We start from the raw sequence: 16,373 nt of genomic DNA, 5'->3' as shown, positions 1-16,373 counted from the left end.
TCCGCGGGGCCCTTTCTTTTTCCCGCTTCTTCTTGGCAATAATACTCAATTCCCCCATATGGGTCGGAACCCGAGAGGAGACAGAGATGCGCAACGAAGAATTTCCCGGCTGGCATGGCACCACGATCATCGGTGTCAAAAAGAACGGCCAGATCGTGATCGCAGGCGACGGTCAGGTGTCCTTGGGTCAGACCGTGATCAAGGGGTCCGCCCGCAAGGTCCGCCGGCTAAGCCCCGGCGGCTTTGATGTCGTGGCGGGCTTTGCCGGCTCCACGGCTGATGCCTTCACCCTGTTGGAACGCCTCGAGTCCAAGCTAGAAGCAACGCCCGGCCAATTGCAACGTGCCTCTGTCGAACTCGCCAAGGACTGGCGCACCGACAAGTATCTGCAAAAACTCGAAGCGATGCTCATCGTGTCGGATGGGAAGGATCTGTTTGTGATTACAGGCGCGGGCGACGTGCTGGAGCCCGAACATGACATCGCGGCCATCGGCTCGGGCGGAAACTACGCGCTTGCCGCGGCCCGCGGCATGATCGACAGTGATCGCACCGCAGAAGAGGTGGCTCGCGCCGCCATGGCCATCGCGTCCGACATCTGTGTCTATACCAACGGAAATCTGACGGTTGAAAGCATTTCAGGCTGAATCAGTGCCTGTTTTTCATTCTGAAACACGTCTCAGGAGTATCCCGTGACCGAACTTACCCCCCGCGAAATCGTCTCAGAGCTCGACCGTTTCATTATCGGTCAGAAGGACGCAAAGCGCGCTGTTGCCGTGGCGCTCCGCAATCGTTGGCGCCGCAAACAACTTGCCGATGACCTCCGCGACGAGGTGCATCCCAAGAATATCCTGATGATCGGTCCCACCGGTGTCGGCAAGACCGAGATCAGCCGCAGGTTGGCCAAGCTTGCCCGCGCGCCCTTTATCAAGGTCGAGGCCACGAAGTTCACCGAAGTCGGCTATGTCGGTCGGGACGTCGAACAGATTGTGCGCGACCTTCTGGACAGTGCCATCGCCATGACACGCGAACACATGCGCGAAGAGGTCAAGGCCAACGCACATCACGCCGCCGAGGAGCGGGTTGTCTCTGCAATTGCCGGAGAAGACGCCCGCGAAGGCACACGCGAAATGTTTCGCAAGAAACTCAAGGACGGTGAGCTTGACGACACGGTGATCGAGCTCGACATCGCCGACACGTCGAACCCGCTCGGCATGATGGATATCCCCGGTCAGCCGGGTGGCGGTCAGATGGGGATGCTGAACCTTGGCGATCTATTCGGCAAGGCCATGGGGGGACGCACCAAACGGCAGCGCATGACCGTTGCGGAAAGTTATGACATCCTGATTAGCGAAGAGGCGGACAAGCTTCTCGATGATGAGATTGTCACCCGCAAGGCCATCGAGGCTGTCGAAGAAAACGGCATTGTCTTTCTCGATGAGATCGACAAGGTTTGCGCCCGCTCTGACGCCCGCGGCGGTGACGTTTCCCGCGAAGGGGTGCAACGTGACCTTCTGCCGTTGATCGAAGGCACCTCCGTCTCGACAAAACATGGTCCGGTTAAGACCGATCATATCCTGTTCATCGCGTCGGGCGCATTTCACGTGGCCAAGCCGTCTGATCTTCTGCCTGAACTTCAGGGGCGTCTACCGATCCGCGTCGAATTGCGTGCCCTGACCGAAGCCGATTTCGTGCGCATCCTCACAGAAACCGACAATGCCCTGACCCGTCAATACGAGGCGCTCATGGGAACCGAGTCCGTCACTGTATCCTTTACCGAGGACGGCATCGACGCGCTTGCCCGTATTGCCGCCGAGGTGAACCAGTCGATCGAGAATATCGGCGCGCGGCGACTCTATACCGTGATGGAGCGCGTGTTCGAGGAACTGAGTTTCGTCGCACCGGACCGCGTGGGCGAAACCGTCGAGGTGAACGCCCAATTCGTCGAAGACAATCTCGGTGAACTGATGCGCTCTACTGACCTGAGCCGCTACGTGCTCTGACTTTTCCTCACATCGCCACAAGACCCTGACCCACCGCGCGCGCCCTGACGGGCCGCGCGGTGTTTTCACTCATGCGCTTTGTCGAAATCGCACCGACGCATTACCGACGTGAATACCGACGTGGATACCGACGTCCTGATCTGCCCCTTCAGATCGCGTTAACGATTTCACTTTCCTCTCCGGGAAATTCTGGCCACCTAGAGCCATGAACTCTCTTAGCTTCCTCCGAGAAAACACACCTTGGCTCGCTGCGGGCTTTCTCATGACGTTCCTCAGCAGCTTCGGACAGACCTTTTTCATCTCTCTTTTTGCCGGTGAAATCCGCGAAGGTTTTGGCTTAAGTCACGGTGACTGGGGTCTTATTTATTCATTGGGAACAGCAACTTCTGCACTCGCGATGGTCTGGGTCGGAGGACTCACCGATAGGTTTCGAGCACGCAATCTAGGAATGATCGTCCTTGTTCTGCTCACCTTTTCCTGTCTCTTCATGGCCCTCAACCCGGTATGGTGGCTCCTGCCTCTGGTGATTTTCCTGCTTCGGTTCACCGGGCAAGGAATGCTCAGTCATATCGCCGTCGTATCGATGGCGCGCTGGTTCGTAGCCTCCCGCGGCAAAGCCCTCAGCGTCGCCACCCTCGGCTTCGCCTCCGGCGAAGCACTGCTCCCGTTACTCTTTGTTTCACTTATGGTTTTTGTGGACTGGCACTATCTCTGGATGGTCACCGGGCTAATCGCGTGCCTGGGCATTCCGGCTCTCCGCCTCCTCCTCAGAACCGAGCGCACACCCCAAAGCATTTCCGCCCAATCCAGCTCCATAGGTATGCTCTCACGGCACTGGACACGGCTAAATGTGATGAAACATTGGCTTTTCTGGCTTATGGTGCCTGCGCTTCTCGGGCCATCAGCTTTTAACACGGCCTTCTTTTTTCATCAGGTCCACTTCGCGGATGTAAAAGACATCTCGCACCTTCAGCTGGTCGCCTACTTCCCGTTTTATACCGGCGTTTCGATCATTGCGATGATCCTGAGCGGTTGGGCGCTTGACAAGGTCGGCACTCCACGGCTCATCCCTTTCATGCAAATCCCGATGGTCATTGCCTTCGGTATCTTTGCCTACGCTTCGGACGGGGCGGCCATGTTCGCGGGTTTCCTTTTTCTCGGGCTGACATCGGGCTTCAACACGACCTTGCCCGCTGCCTTTTGGGCGGAATTTTACGGAACGCGGTTCATCGGATCCATTAAGGCCATGGCGGCGGCAATCATGGTTCTGGGATCTGCCATAGGGCCCGGAATTACCGGCTATGCTATCGACCAAGGTGTCGGAATTGAGACACAGTATCTAGGAGTTGCCGCATATTTCGTGATGACAACCATACTGATGACCATTGGCGTTCTGCGCGCCCGGCCGATGCTATCGACGGCGCCTTAGATACACATAGAATGCGCCACCTCCACCGTGGCGCCCATGCGCTTCGGTGACCTGCAAAACCATTTGATTGAGCGGCGGCAAGGCTAGCCAATGAGGAAGCTGAGTTCGCAGGACACCTTGCCGTTCGGGTAGAATGCTTTCGCTTTTGGTGCGTTTGCCTTTGCCCGTCACAATAAGCACCAACCGCAAATCCGAAGCGTGGCAGCGCAGAATGAATCCTGTAGTCGCGTCATGCGCACGGTCCAGTGTCATGCCATGAAGATCAAGCGTCGACTGAGGTTTTAGCTTGCCGCGCTTCATCCGGTCGAATGCCTTTTTATCCATACGAAGCGGCTGCTTGGTCGGCTTCATGGCTTCGCTTGATACCCCGCTTTTCTCTGCACTTTCTCCGATCTGAAACGGAGTCAAGGCGCGCTCCTGCTTGGTCGGGCGCTTCTCGGTCAGAGCGGGTGTGTTCAGAGGAGCATGAGTTGTCTTGCGTGGATGAAGCGGTTTCGCTGTATCTGCAACCTGACGCCAAAGTGCCAGTTCATCTTTGTCGGGCCTACGGCGTTTCACGGCAGCGCCTCGGGTGCCATTGCATAGGCACGCTGAATTGGCATCAGAACCATCATTCGACCGGGATCGCGGAGCCGTCCAGCAGATCTGCCGGCTTTGTCGCCTGTTCCCATGAAGATGTCGGCCCTCTGAGCCCCTTTGATTGCCGACCCGGTATCCTGAGCGATCATGAGCCGGTTGATAGGCTGGGCGCCCTTCTTTTCGATCCATACAGGAGCGCCCAGAGGAACAAACTTGGGATCAACCGCGATACTGCGACCGGTGGTGATCGAACGGTTCATGGCGCCTCGTGGTCCTTTCTCGGCGGGTATGGAATCGATCCGGCGGAAAAAGACATAAGCCGGGTTGTGGTACAGCAATTCCTGCCCATCGACCGGGTTGCGCCGCACCCAGTTCTTGATCACCTGAGCGGATACTTGATGCGGCTTATAGACGCCACGACGCACAAGTTCTGCACCGATCGAGCGATAGATGTGGCCATTCGAACCACCATATCCGACGCGGATGACGCTGCCATCACGAAGACGAATGCGGCCTGAACCCTGAATTTGAAGAAAGAAAAGCTCGACCGGATCATCAACCCACGCAATTTCAAGCCCTCGGCCTTTCATGAAAGTGCCTGTCTCTATCTCTTTGCGAGTGAGCCACGGATTGATTGCCTTGGCGATTTTCGGCTCTCGGTAGACAGGATAGCGATACTTGTCAGAGCGGCTTCGGGAGCCGTTCAACTCGGGCTCAAAATATCCTGTGAACAGGGCGTCTTTGCCGTCAGAGATAAGGACCGGTCGGAAGAAAAGCTCAAAAAATGGTTTGGCAGCGGGCTTTTGCTGAGCCAAGGCGCATAGCGAGAGCCAATCGGGATCGCGCATGTCCGGACATGTATTGAGAAACACCTCAAGCGCAGCCTCATGATTGTCGGAGTTCCATCCCTTGAACTCCTCGAATGTGAGGATATCGTAATTCAACTCTTCCGAGACCGCCCGGTCGAACGCAAGCGATGCAAAAAATCCCAGCGCGAGGACAGCCGCGCGGATCATCCGCCAGTAGCAACCAATCGCCAGTTGGGATCATTCGATCCCATGACACGTTCAAAGGTCCATGTGTCTTTCTGACGCTTGGATTTCCCGGGGGCGCCTTCGATTATGTTTCCGTCCTTATCGCGCACAACGAAAATCAATTCTCCGACGAATTTTACCGTAATCTGAGCTGTTTTGGTGCTGTCATCCAACTGGGCGTCGGCCAAAGTCAGGTCGCGCACGCCGATGAATTCAGCTTCAACTACGAGACCTTGTTCCTGACGGGCATCAACGACCTGCGAAAACGCTTCGTAGACATCACTCGAAAGGAATGGCGTGATTTGGTCGAGCTTACCATTCTCAAAGCTCATCAGGATCATCTCATAGGCGCCTCGAGCCCCTTGAAGAAACTCGCTGACCGAAAAGTCATTTTCAATTCTTTTCATCTCCGCCAAGGCGGAAGCGGCGTCTGAATCTTCGGGGACGTGATCGGTGATATCTCGGTCCGGGCCACCCTCGATAACCTCGAATTCCTGACGTCTCGATGAATCCTGAGCGGTCTCGACGCGCGGAGGTTCATACCCGTCGCGAGAACCCAGTACCGATCTCAAGCGCAGGATTAAAAATACCGCAATTCCTGCAAGAACAAGCAACTGAATCATGGGTCCGGTCATTTTTGTCTCATTTTCCTTTAGAGCGTGGAAAGCAGCGGGTACTGCCCTTATGTAGGTGACCGGGTCGGGCGAGTCCACTGTTTGACCCCTTGAATGCTGGGAGATACCTACATGTGGCTTTTCATCGCTTTTTTGTCGGTGCCTTTGATCGAGATTGCGCTTTTTATTCAAGTTGGCGGATTTATCGGCCTATGGCCGACTTTGGCTATCGTCGTGCTTACCGCAATACTTGGAACCTTGCTTGTGCGTGCGCAAGGCTTGCAAGCGATGGCCGACATACAGAATGCCCTTTCGCAAACAAAAAACCCAACAGAACCGTTGGCGCATGGCGCCATGATCCTTTTCTCGGGCGCTCTGCTTTTGACGCCGGGGTTTTTCACTGATGCCGTCGGTTTCGCATTGCTGATCCCGGCAGTTCGACTGGCGGTACTTCGCTATGCAAGAAAGCGAATCAAGGTTGAAACCCAAGGTTTTCAACGACGCGAAGCTGATGGACCGACAATAGTTGAAGGCGAGTATGAAGAGATTGACCCTCGTACCAGTCATGAGCCCGGAAACTCGGGCTGGACAAAGCATTGAGGCCCGATCACCGACCTGATAGAGGGCATGCAATGTTTTCTTTGCGAGGAGTCCTGTAATGGAAGAACAGGAAAATGGTGCTGCGGCGGAAACGCCGCAAGTTAAGATGTCAACGCTAACGCAATTCGTGCGCGACCTCTCGTTTGAGAATATTCTCGCTCAAAAGGGAACCGGGGGTGAAGTTCAGCCCGATGTTTCGGTTCGGGTAAATCTCGATGCCAAGAAGCGCTCTGGTGAACATCAATATGAAGTTCTTACGAAACTCAAGGTGGAGTCGAAGAACAAGGAAGACGGCAATCACCTTTTCGTGATGGAGATGGACTATGTTGGCGTGTTTCACATCGAGAACGTGCCCGAAGATCAACTTCATCCGTTTTTGATGATCGAATGCCCGCGGATGATGTTTCCGTTCCTACGTCGGATCGTCAGTGACGTGACGCGCGATGGTGGTTTTCCGCCTCTCAATCTTGAGAATATCGACTGGGTTCAGATATACCGCAACGAGATCGCTCGGCGTAAATCGGAACAAGAGCCCGAGATTCCTCAGGCTTGATCAACCTTGCTCCATAGGGATTCGGCGCCCATGCTAGCGATGAAATCAGCATGGGCTTCGCTTTCCTTCGAGGTTAGCCGAGAAGGCAGTGGCTCAGAGCGTGGTTTTGGCCTCCAGTCGGTGACATCCACACCTGGCTTCGGGGCCGTTTCGACAACATTTAGAGCGAAATCCGGTTGTCGTCCTCCGATAAGTTGAAGGTAGACTTCTGCCAGTATCTCGGAGTCGAGCAAGGCCCCGTGCAGTGTTCGCGCGGAATTGTCGATCGCAAACCTGCGGCATAGCGCATCGAGCGACGCGGGTGACCCCGGAAATTTCCGCCGCGCGATATCTAACGTGTCGATTGCACGGTCCTTTGGCAGGGCGGCAACACCTATCCATCCAAGCTCAGCGTTGATGAACTTCATGTCAAATGACGCGTTATGGATTATGAGTTTCGCATCGCCGATGAAGCTTATGAAATCCTGAGAGATCGCGCTGAATAGCGGTTTGTCCCGAAGAAACTCATCGCCCAAACCGTGAACCTCAAACGCCTCTTGGGGCATTGACCGTTCGGGATTGATATACTGATGATAGGTATTGCCGGTGGGCATATGATTGAAAAGTTCGACGGCACCGATCTCGACAATCCTGTCACCTTGTTCAGGGTCGAACCCGGTGGTTTCTGTATCCAGAACGATTTCACGCATTTTCAATCCTTTCGCGAATATCAGTCACGATACGCTCTACCTGTTCACGCGCATGATCAACTGTATCGGTGATGACTACATAGTCTGCCTTGGGTCGTTTATCGGCATCGGGCATCTGTCGGGAAAGAATGAATTCAAATCTCTCTTCTGTCATGCCTTCACGGGCAAGCACTCGCTCACGTTGCGTTTCGGGGGGAGCGGTAACAACGACAACCGCATCCATCTCTTTTTCTAAGCCGTTTTCCAATAGCAGCGGAATGTCCAGAACTACGATATCGGCATTGCTTTTCTCAATGAAGTCATGTCGATCACGCGCGACAAGTGGATGAATGATCGCTTCGATGCGGCCCAGAGCGGTCTGATCCTCTGCAATTATGCTTCGCAGTCTGTCGCGCGATACCATGTTGTTTTCAACGGCCTCGGGAAACGCAATTTGCATTTCTTCCAGAGCAGCGCCGTTTGCTCCATACAAGCGATGAACAGCCGCATCCGCATCCCAAACCGCGCAACCCTGATCCAGAAAAAGACCCGCCGTCGTGGATTTACCCATTCCGATAGAACCGGTCAGACCTAGCACAAAAGTCATCTCAGAGCCGCGGCGCGCGTTGCACTGTCAACTTCCGGCCGCTCACCGAACCAACGTTCGAAACCTGGCACAGCCTGATGTAGAAGCATTCCCAGACCATCGACTGTAGAACAGCCCATTTCTTCGGCTGTTTGGAGAAGTTTGGTCTTCAAAGGTGCGTAGACCAGATCCGTAACAAGTGTCCCTTTACGCAACCCATCAAGCGGCACACGTAGTGGAGGCTTGCCAATCATGCCAAGAGACGTGGTGTTCACGACCAATTTTGCCGTATCAAGCATGTTGCCGGCTTGAACCCAATCGAACACGGTGATCCGTTTCCCGAATTCCGATTGCAAAGCCTCGGCGCGGACCCGTGTTCTGTTTGAAATCATGATTTCCGGCACACCTGCATGCAGAAGCGCCGCAACCACAGCCCGCGCCGCGCCTCCGGCCCCAAACAGTGCCGCCGGCCCAGACCCGGGCTGCCAGCCTGACTCAGCCATCTCAAGGTTTTTCATGAAACCGTAGCCATCGGTATTATCCGCAAGGATCTTGCTATCTTTTCGGAAAATAAGCGTATTCGCCGCCCCTATAAGCGTGGCACGATCTGTGCAGATATCGGCAATCTCGAGAACCCGCTCTTTGTGCGGAATAGTAACGTTAACGCCGACAAAACCGGCTCTGGGCAAAGTTCTTATAACGTTTTCCAGATCCTCAGGAGTCACGTCCATTGGGATATAGTGACCCGAGATTCCAAGCGTTCTGAGCCAATGCCCATGAATTTGAGGTGACTTGGAATGAGCTATCGGGCATCCGATGACGCCCGCGAGAGGGATTTTGCGATTTTCCATGTCATATATCTCCGCGCAATGTCAGATATGACAGAAGGTCAAGGAGCGGCAAACCCAGCACGCTAAAATAATCACCCTGCACCGCAGAAAACAACCGAACGCCTTCCTCTTCAAGTTTATACGCCCCAACAGCATCTGACACGCTTGGCCAATTCCTATCGAGATATTCATCCAGTTCCCGATCAGAAAAGGAACGCATTGCCATATTGACCTTGGTCACCTTACGCCAAACTGGCTTGGGCCCTTCACACACTACGGCAGCGGAATGCAACTCATGCGTCCGCCCCCTCAGAGAGATAAGTTGGTTCCGGGCGGTGTCTCGATCCTGCGCCTTTACCAGAATTTTCGAGTCGACCGAGAGAATTTGATCGCAGCCTATCACCAAGGAGCCTGAATTCTTGGATCCGACCTTGGTTGCTTTCATCTCGGCCAAATTATCCGCGATATCACGAGAAGGCGCTTTCGATGCGATCATGGATTCTATGATCGATTCCTCATCGATTCTCGCTGGAATAACGGTGAATTCAACACCTGCGTTACGGAGCAAAGTTTGACGGATTTCCGATCCAGAAGCGAGAACGATGTGCATGGACATGTGGAGAACCCTGCGGGTGAAAGCGATGTGGTTTATGTAGGAATTTGACCTCTAACAGTGGTCGCGTGTTTGTCCAAGATTCCGCGAGCTGTTCTAGGCTTTAACTCACAGGTTATCCCGTGTGGAAAAGAGCAAGTCGTGTCGTGGACAGAGTCTCTATTTGCTATCTACGTTAGGTAGAAATCTGGCGATAAACGTTATTAATACGTTGTAAATAAATGTTTTTTATGGCCTTAAACACGCTAAAAATAGAATACCGCGATTTGAAGCTATGGGATAAGTCTCTGGATAAAAAATCAATCCACCAAAATCTATCACCCTACAAAAACATCATCTTTTTTCTTTCTCTTAATTATATTTAAGTTAGAAAGGCCCCGATCCGGAAGGACGATCAATGAGCTACTTCGATGGTTTTCAGAACTTTCTTTCTGGTGCTTACCCTTATGCGAAATCGCTGCACATTATCTCGGTCGTCGCATGGATGGCTGGTTTGTTTTATCTGCCCAGGCTTTTTGTATATCACGCCGAATCTTCGAGTTTCAGAGATGAACGGGACACTCTTCTTCAGACGATGGAACTCAAATTACTCCGGGTAATTATGAACCCGGCTATGATCGCAACTTGGTTTTTTGGGCTTTTTCTAGTGGCTACTCCGGGAATCGTGGATTGGTCGGCTGTGTGGCCCTACACGAAGCTTATCGGCATTGTCGGACTTACGTGCTTCCATATCTGGTTGGCGCGACGGAGAAAGGATTTTGCGATTGGACAGAATAGCATTGCCGGTCGCAAATATCGTTTGATGAACGAAGTGCCGACGGTGCTTCTCGTCCTAATTGTGTTCTCGGTCGTGGTCCGGTTCTGATCCTGGTCGCGGGAGATTGACTCGGCGATGAAGGAAGCGTAGGGACAGCCGCAAGTCCCCGTCCGGGGCAAAAACTCTTCCGCAAATACTTCGCTTGCCGTGATCTGTCACGCAACCAAGGAACTATCCCATGTCCCAAGATCGCCTCAACCTGTCTGACTTGAAAGCGCAGACTGCCAAGGATCTGCTCTCGATGGCTGAGGAGCTCGAAATCGAGAACGCCTCGACAATGCGCAAGGGCGAGATGATGTTCTCGATCCTGAAAGAGCGGGCTGAAGAAGGCTGGACGGTTTTCGGTGATGGTGTTCTTGAGGTCTTGCAAGATGGGTTTGGGTTTCTCCGATCACCTGAGGCGAACTATCTTCCTGGTCCGGACGATATCTATGTGTCTCCGGATACCATTCGGCAGCATTCACTTCGCACCGGTGATACCGTTGAAGGAGAGATCAAGCAGCCAGAAGACAATGAGCGCTACTTTGCTCTGACGTCTGTGTCGCAGATCAACTTTGAGGATCCGGCCAAGGCACGACACAAGATCGCTTTTGATAACTTGACCCCGCTCTATCCTGATGAGCGACTGACGATGGAAATCGAGGATCCGACGATCAAGGATCGTTCCGCACGGATCATCGACCTTGTCGCTCCAATTGGTAAGGGCCAACGGTCCTTGATCGTGGCGCCACCGCGAACGGGTAAAACCGTTCTTCTTCAGAATATCGCGGCGAGCATCGAGAAGAACCATCCGGAATGTTATCTGATCGTTCTTCTGATAGATGAGCGGCCCGAAGAAGTGACCGATATGCAGCGGAGCGTGAAGGGCGAAGTTATCAGTTCCACCTTTGACGAACCTGCCGCGCGGCACGTCGCAGTTTCAGAAATGGTGATCGACAAAGCTAAGCGCTTGGTTGAGCATAAGCGAGATGTTGTTATTCTTCTGGATTCGATCACAAGACTTGGTAGGGCTTTCAACACAGTTGTACCATCTTCGGGCAAGGTTTTGACCGGTGGTGTGGATGCGAACGCGCTTCAGCGGCCCAAGCGTTTCTTTGGCGCCGCTCGGAATATCGAAGAGGGCGGATCACTTACTATCATATCGACAGCCCTGATCGACACAGGCAGCCGTATGGACGAGGTGATCTTCGAAGAGTTCAAAGGGACCGGCAACTCGGAAATCGTTCTCGACAGAAAGATTGCAGATAAACGCGTGTTCCCTGCCATCGATATCCTCAAGTCGGGGACACGGAAGGAAGAGCTTCTCGTGGACAAGGTCGACCTTCAAAAGACTTTCGTCCTCCGCCGCATTTTGAATCCGATGGGAACAACAGATGCGATTGAGTTCTTGATTTCAAAGCTGAAGCAAACCAAGACCAACTCCGAGTTTTTCGACTCAATGAACACTTGATGTTGTCCTCGGCAACGAGGTTTCTGCCATGGATACAATTTTCGCGCTTTCATCCGCTCCGGGGAAAGCGGGGGTCGCGGTCATTCGCATATCCGGACCGCAGGCGTTTTATGTCTGCCATGCGCTTGCAGGTGCGGTTCCGCCAGCACGACAGGTTTCCCTGAGAGAGCTTAGAAATAACGACAGCCTCCTTGATCAAGCGTTGGTTTTGACGTTTGAAGAGGGTCACAGTTTTACCGGGGAAAAAGTGGTTGAATTCCACGTTCACGGCAGTGTCGCAACCGTATCTGCTATCTGCGAATGCCTTGGACGGTTCGAAGGGTGTAGACCCGCGGAAAACGGAGAGTTTACACGGCGCGCTTTGGAAAACGAGCGTCTTGATCTGACACAGGTAGAGGGGTTGGCGGATCTACTCGAGGCTGAGACAGAATATCAGCGGCTACAAGCTTTGAAAACATTCTCTGGCGAGCTCGGTCTGAAGTGTGGGAGCTGGCGCGCAGGTCTGATCCGGGCGATGGCGCTCTTGGAAGTGACCATTGATTTCGCTGATGAAGATGTTCCAGAAGATGTTACTGATGAGGTGGCCTCTTTATTAGAGCAAGTTGCTCAGGGTTTATCTCAGGAAATTGCAGGGTTCGGGGCTGCGGAACGCATACGCATAGGGTTTGAAGTCGCCATTATAGGTGCGCCGAATGTAGGGAAATCAACGCTTCTCAATAAACTTGCAGGACGTGAGGCAGCAATCACGTCACAGGTTGCTGGCACAACAAGAGATGTGATTGAAGTGCGAATGGACCTGTTTGGGCTTCCGGTGACATTTCTAGATACAGCCGGATTGAGAGAAACCGATGACGTCATTGAAACGATGGGTATTCAGCGAGCTGTCGCTAGGGCAAAGGACGCTGATCTTCGGGTGTATCTTACCGAGAATGAAGGTGTTGGACCCGATTTCCTTGATGAAGGCGACATATTACTAAGGGCTAAGTCAGATTTGTCGGAGTACGAAGATGGTATTTCGGGTTTGACCGGACAAGGTATAGCAGAGCTTGTCGAACGTATCGGAACAACGCTTTCACAGAGATCGGCCAATGCTGGCGTTGCTACGCATTTACGGCATAAGAGAGCGATGGAGCATGGGAGGGAAGCGCTCGGACATGCGCGCGCAAAACTATTGCAGGGCGATTATCCATACGAGATTATCGTAGAGGAAATAAGAATTGCAGCTCACGCGCTTGACTCTTTGGTCGGCCGTGTCGAGGTAGAAAATCTTCTGGATGAAATTTTCTCGAGCTTTTGCTTGGGTAAATAAGGAGTGTTTCACGTGAAACACAACCCATATAATGTAATCGTCGTAGGGGGCGGACATGCGGGCGCGGACGCCGCGCACGCTTCTGCTCGATTTGGGGCGCGCACTTTACTCGTAACTCTTACTTTAGATTCAATCGGTGTTATGTCCTGTAACCCGGCGATCGGCGGATTGGGTAAGGGACATCTTGTTCGGGAAATTGACGCATTGGATGGCGTTATGGGCCGGGTTGCGGATAAGTCCGGTATTCAATTTCGTCTTCTGAACAGACGTAAGGGCCCAGCAGTTCAAGGGCCCAGAGCGCAAGCGGACAGGCGTATTTATCGCTCTGCTATGCAATACGAAATGGCATCACAGGAAGGTTTGGATATTGTCGAAGGCGAGGTTGCCGACTTTTTGATGACCGGCAACGCGGTCTCGGGGGTCGTCCTTGCTGATGGATCCGAGATTTATGCCAGAGCGGTGGTTTTGACCACAGGCACGTTTTTGCGCGGCATTATCCATATTGGCGACGTTTCGCGGCCCGGCGGGCGTATGGGCGATAAGCCTTCAGTCAAGCTTGCAGAAAGAATCGACGATTTCGGTCTGCCGCTTGGTAGGTTAAAAACTGGGACACCCCCGCGCTTGAATGGAAAAACCATCAATTGGGCTGGCTTGGAAATGCAGCCCGGCGATGACGATCCAACTCTGTTTTCGTTCCTTTCGGGCAAGCCAACGACATGCCAAATAAGTTGTGGCATTACCCATACTAACGAGCGCACGCATGAAATCATAAATGAAAATCTAGACCGCTCAGCTATGTATAGTGGGCGGATTGATGGTGTAGGCCCTCGGTATTGTCCGTCCATCGAAGACAAGGTGGTGCGGTTTTCAGACAAAAACTCCCATCAGGTGTTTCTGGAGCCCGAAAGCCTATCTGATGACCTGATCTATCCAAATGGGATTTCAACGTCTTTACCTCTTGAGATTCAGGAGCTTTACGTTCGATCGATATCGGGACTGGAAAATGTAGAGATAGTTCAGCCCGGATATGCCATAGAATATGACTATGTTGATCCAAGGGCGCTGAATTCAAATCTTGCCTTGAAAGAAGTTCCTGGATTGTTTTTTGCAGGTCAGATCAATGGAACGACGGGTTACGAGGAGGCCGCCGCTCAGGGCCTTGTAGCAGGTTTGAATGCGGCGGCGATGTCGTTAGATAAACCACCCGTATCATTCAGTAGGAGCGACAGCTATATCGGGGTGATGGTGGATGACCTGATCACCCGAGGTGTGAGCGAACCTTATCGAATGTTCACGTCCAGGGCCGAGTTCAGGCTTTCACTGAGAGCGGATAATGCTGATCAAAGATTAACGCCTTTGGGTATCGCCCTAGGCTGTGTTTCAGAGGGCCGAAAAGCGGCTTTTAATGGGAAATTAGATCGGCTGGACTCAGCGCGTTCTCTGCTTGAATCTCAGGTGTTTACTCCAACCAAGCTTGTTGAAGCAGGATTTTCTGTCAATCAGGATGGAAAGAAGCGCAACGCGTATGAGCTACTTGGCTTGCCGCAGTTTGATTTTGAAGCGCTCGCGTCATTGGACAAGACCTTTGCCACGATTGATTCTGTTTCGCGTAAGCAGCTCGAGCGGGATGCTTTGTATGCTGGCTATATCGATCGCCAGAAGAAAGATGTTGAAAGCCTTAAGAAAGATGAAAAAAGACAGATACCGTCTGACTTTTCGTTTTCCGATATTATGGGGCTTTCCAGCGAGCTAAAGACTAAGCTTGATCACATCCGCCCAGAAAACATGGGGCAAGCAAGTCGTGTAGACGGCATGACACCGGCTGCTTTGACGCTAATACTTGCGAAGTTAAAGCAGGCAGAACGACAAAGAGCGGTGTCTTAATGGGTGTAGGCGATAATGTTTCACGTGAAACAAGCGAGCGACTAAAGATATTCAGAGATTTGCTTACGAAGTGGAATAGCAAGATAAACCTCGTGTCGCCAAGCTCTTTGCTAAATTTGGAAACCCGTCATTTTAAAGACTCTTCTCAGGTGCTTGATATAGCTCCGCCTCATTTCGAAGATTGGGTTGACTTGGGCTCAGGTGGTGGATTTCCCGGCATTATTGTTGCAATTCTGTGTGCCGAACTTCGACCAAAAGCGTGCTTTAAGCTGATCGAAAGCGATCGCCGTAAGTGTGCATTTCTAAGAAGTGTTTCACGTGAAACAGGTCTTTCGGTAGAGATTATCAATGAACGTATTGAAGATATTCCACCGTTGCATGCAGAGGTAATATCAGCGCGCGCACTCGCCCCACTGAATAGACTTCTGGAGTATGTTGAACGCCATCTTGCTCCAGAGGGTACAGCCATCTTTTTAAAAGGCGAGCAATGGCAAGAAGAGCTTCGCGACGCTCAAAGCCGGTGGAAATTCAAATGCGATGCGTTTAATAGTTCAACAAGCACTCAAGCACGGATTTTACGAGTAAAGGAAATCTCTCGTGTCTGATCCAAGTCGTCCTCATGGACCAAGAATCATTGCGATCGCCAATCAGAAAGGTGGGGTTGGCAAGACCACAACAGCGATCAACCTAAGCGCGGCAATGACTGCGATTGGGCAAAGAGTCTTAGTGGTAGATATTGATCCACAGGGCAATGCTTCTACGGGTCTTGGTGTAGGGAAGGAAGATCGGCAGACAACAACCTACGATCTACTGCTCGAAGATATAGATTTGCAGTCCGCTATCGGTGAAACCAAGACGCCAGGGCTTTATGTCATTCCGGCAACTACGGATCTTAGCTCTGCGGATATTGAGCTTTATTCGAGCGAGAAACGAAGCTTTCTGCTACGTGATGCTCTGAGACAGCCGGCTATGGACAAATTTGAGTTCGATTTCATTATCATTGATTGCCCGCCATCTTTGAATTTGTTGACCGTTAACGCACTTGTGGCGGCTGATTCAGTTCTCGTTCCGCTCCAGAGTGAGTTCTTTGCGCTCGAAGGCCTTTCACAATTGATGCTGACAGTTCGAGACGTGAGAGAGTCAGCAAATTCAGCCTTGAGAATCGAGGGGATCGTGTTGACCATGTATGATGCTCGCAACAATCTTTCTCGTCAGGTCGAGGACGATGCGCGAGAGAACTTAGGTGATCTGGTTTATAAGACGCGAATTCCAAGGAATGTCCGTCTGAGCGAAGCGCCCTCTTATTCAGTCCCGGTGCTGTCTTATGATCCGACGTCGTCTGGGGCGCGGGCATATGTGGAGCTTGCCAAAGAAGTCATGCGCAACGCGCCACAGCTTGCCGCTTAG

Annotated in this window: 18 protein-coding genes; 11 read left to right on the top strand and 7 right to left on the bottom strand. The window is 52.5% G+C overall.

The window, feature by feature from the left end; genetic code table 11:
- The first annotated feature begins 86 nt into the window (after window positions 1-86).
- From hslV to V8359_RS07875, 3 genes are all read left to right on the top strand, one after another.
- Window positions 87-644 (top strand): ATP-dependent protease subunit HslV, encoded by a 558-nt coding sequence (gene hslV, locus V8359_RS07885; protein ID WP_336428218.1) that lies wholly within the window; start codon window positions 87-89, stop codon window positions 642-644.
- Window positions 645-689: 45 nt separating this feature from the next.
- On the top strand, window positions 690-2,000 hold the full coding sequence (gene hslU / locus V8359_RS07880; RefSeq protein ID WP_336428217.1) for an ATP-dependent protease ATPase subunit HslU: 1,311 nt from the start codon (window positions 690-692) through the stop codon (window positions 1,998-2,000).
- A gap of 205 nt (window positions 2,001-2,205) precedes the next feature.
- Window positions 2,206-3,429 (top strand): MFS transporter, encoded by a 1,224-nt coding sequence (locus tag V8359_RS07875; protein ID WP_336428216.1) that lies wholly within the window; start codon window positions 2,206-2,208, stop codon window positions 3,427-3,429.
- Here V8359_RS07875 and V8359_RS07870 read toward each other — a convergent pair.
- Genes V8359_RS07870 through V8359_RS07860 form a run of 3 tightly spaced genes read right to left on the bottom strand, consistent with a single transcriptional unit; the run spans window position 3,412 to window position 5,677 of the window.
- The gene (locus tag V8359_RS07870) at window positions 3,412-3,987 is read right to left on the bottom strand and encodes a Smr/MutS family protein (protein ID WP_336428215.1); all 576 of its coding nucleotides are present in this window, start codon (window positions 3,985-3,987) and stop codon (window positions 3,412-3,414) included. The two genes, V8359_RS07875 and V8359_RS07870, sit on opposite strands and share 18 nt — an antisense overlap.
- A complete protein-coding gene (mltA, locus tag V8359_RS07865; protein ID WP_336428214.1) occupies window positions 3,984-5,024 on the bottom strand; it encodes a murein transglycosylase A in 1,041 nt (346 codons plus the stop codon). Before mltA ends, V8359_RS07870 begins: the two co-directional genes overlap by 4 nt.
- Window positions 5,021-5,677: a Tim44/TimA family putative adaptor protein gene (locus V8359_RS07860; RefSeq protein WP_336428213.1), complete on the bottom strand. Its 657-nt coding sequence runs from the start codon at window positions 5,675-5,677 to the stop codon at window positions 5,021-5,023. The genes mltA and V8359_RS07860 overlap by 4 nt, the downstream gene beginning before the upstream one ends.
- 111 nt (window positions 5,678-5,788) lie before the next feature.
- Between V8359_RS07860 and V8359_RS07855 the strand changes: the two genes are divergently transcribed.
- Together V8359_RS07855 and secB are read left to right on the top strand one after the other, a co-directional pair.
- Entirely contained in the window at window positions 5,789-6,256 is a 468-nt protein-coding gene (locus tag V8359_RS07855; protein WP_336428212.1) for an FxsA family protein, read from the top strand.
- A gap of 58 nt (window positions 6,257-6,314) precedes the next feature.
- Entirely contained in the window at window positions 6,315-6,809 is a 495-nt protein-coding gene (gene secB / locus V8359_RS07850; protein ID WP_336428211.1) for a protein-export chaperone SecB, read from the top strand.
- On the opposite strand, the gene dnaQ is transcribed toward secB, so the two are convergent.
- The 4 genes from dnaQ to V8359_RS07830 are packed head-to-tail and all read right to left on the bottom strand — an operon-like array spanning window position 6,800 to window position 9,509.
- A complete protein-coding gene (gene dnaQ, locus V8359_RS07845) occupies window positions 6,800-7,498 on the bottom strand; it encodes a DNA polymerase III subunit epsilon (RefSeq protein WP_336428210.1) in 699 nt (232 codons plus the stop codon). The genes secB and dnaQ overlap by 10 nt on opposite strands.
- A complete protein-coding gene (coaE, locus tag V8359_RS07840) occupies window positions 7,491-8,084 on the bottom strand; it encodes a dephospho-CoA kinase (RefSeq protein WP_336428209.1) in 594 nt (197 codons plus the stop codon). The genes dnaQ and coaE overlap by 8 nt, the downstream gene beginning before the upstream one ends.
- Entirely contained in the window at window positions 8,081-8,914 is an 834-nt protein-coding gene (locus V8359_RS07835) for a shikimate dehydrogenase (protein ID WP_336428208.1), read from the bottom strand. The genes coaE and V8359_RS07835 overlap by 4 nt, the downstream gene beginning before the upstream one ends.
- A gap of 1 nt (window position 8,915) precedes the next feature.
- Entirely contained in the window at window positions 8,916-9,509 is a 594-nt protein-coding gene (locus tag V8359_RS07830) for a Maf family protein (protein ID WP_336428207.1), read from the bottom strand.
- Between the two features lie 394 nt (window positions 9,510-9,903).
- Between V8359_RS07830 and hemJ the strand changes: the two genes are divergently transcribed.
- The 6 genes from hemJ to V8359_RS07800 all read left to right on the top strand — a co-directional run bounded on the left by hemJ (window position 9,904) and on the right by V8359_RS07800 (window position 16,373).
- Window positions 9,904-10,371 (top strand): protoporphyrinogen oxidase HemJ, encoded by a 468-nt coding sequence (gene hemJ, locus V8359_RS07825; protein ID WP_336428206.1) that lies wholly within the window; start codon window positions 9,904-9,906, stop codon window positions 10,369-10,371.
- Window positions 10,372-10,501: 130 nt separating this feature from the next.
- Window positions 10,502-11,773, top strand: coding sequence for a transcription termination factor Rho (rho, locus tag V8359_RS07820; RefSeq protein ID WP_336428205.1), 1,272 nt, complete (start codon window positions 10,502-10,504; stop codon window positions 11,771-11,773).
- A 28-nt stretch (window positions 11,774-11,801) separates the two neighbouring features.
- Window positions 11,802-13,082, top strand: a complete 1,281-nt coding sequence (mnmE, locus tag V8359_RS07815; protein WP_336428204.1) for a tRNA uridine-5-carboxymethylaminomethyl(34) synthesis GTPase MnmE — start codon at window positions 11,802-11,804, stop codon at window positions 13,080-13,082.
- 3 nt (window positions 13,083-13,085) lie between these two features.
- Window positions 13,086-14,966: a tRNA uridine-5-carboxymethylaminomethyl(34) synthesis enzyme MnmG gene (gene mnmG, locus V8359_RS07810; protein ID WP_442970340.1), complete on the top strand. Its 1,881-nt coding sequence runs from the start codon at window positions 13,086-13,088 to the stop codon at window positions 14,964-14,966.
- Entirely contained in the window at window positions 14,966-15,571 is a 606-nt protein-coding gene (gene rsmG, locus V8359_RS07805; RefSeq protein WP_336428202.1) for a 16S rRNA (guanine(527)-N(7))-methyltransferase RsmG, read from the top strand. The genes mnmG and rsmG overlap by 1 nt, the downstream gene beginning before the upstream one ends.
- Window positions 15,564-16,373 carry a ParA family protein gene (locus tag V8359_RS07800; protein WP_336428201.1) on the top strand — a complete coding sequence of 270 codons (810 nt, stop codon included), beginning with the start codon at window positions 15,564-15,566 and terminating at the stop codon, window positions 16,371-16,373. The genes rsmG and V8359_RS07800 overlap by 8 nt, the downstream gene beginning before the upstream one ends.

The sequence above is a fragment of the Roseovarius sp. E0-M6 genome, assembly GCF_037083845.1.
Classification (GTDB): Bacteria; Pseudomonadota; Alphaproteobacteria; order Rhodobacterales; family Rhodobacteraceae; genus Roseovarius.
This window is presented reverse-complemented; position numbering and strand designations above follow the sequence as displayed.